Below are 288 nucleotides of genomic sequence, written 5' to 3'. Positions count from 1 at the left end.
AATTGGACAGGTTCAGCAGGATCTGGAGCTTCGTCGTCCCGAAATCCTCGTCCCGCACCAGCTCCGCCAGCGGCGTGAAGGGCGGCTGCGCGATCACGGCTTCGGAGAAGCTGATGTAGAGGATGATCAGGAAGGGGACGAGGAAGAACAGCAGCAGCCAGACATAGGGCACCGCCACGACCAAGCCGCGGCCGCGCGTCATCAGCCGGTGAATCAGCCCGCTCATTGGGTCAGCACCACGCCGGCGAAGGGCTGCCAGGACAGATACACCTCGTCCTCCCAGGTGAT

1 protein-coding gene is annotated in these 288 nt (G+C 63.2%); it reads right to left on the bottom strand.

All coding sequences use genetic code 11. The features are described 5' to 3' along the window. The coding region (locus JT719_RS24615) for an ABC transporter permease (RefSeq protein WP_207436428.1) at positions 1-226 on the bottom strand (226 nt) is incomplete at its 3' end. Between the last annotated feature and the right edge of the window lie 62 nt (positions 227-288).

It is taken from the genome of Sabulibacter ruber, assembly GCF_017355955.1.
GTDB classification, from domain to species: domain Bacteria; phylum Bacteroidota; class Bacteroidia; order Cytophagales; family Hymenobacteraceae; genus Nibribacter; species Nibribacter ruber_A.
The sequence above is the reverse complement of the archived record's forward strand: the minus strand, read 5'-3'. Positions and strand labels throughout refer to the sequence as shown.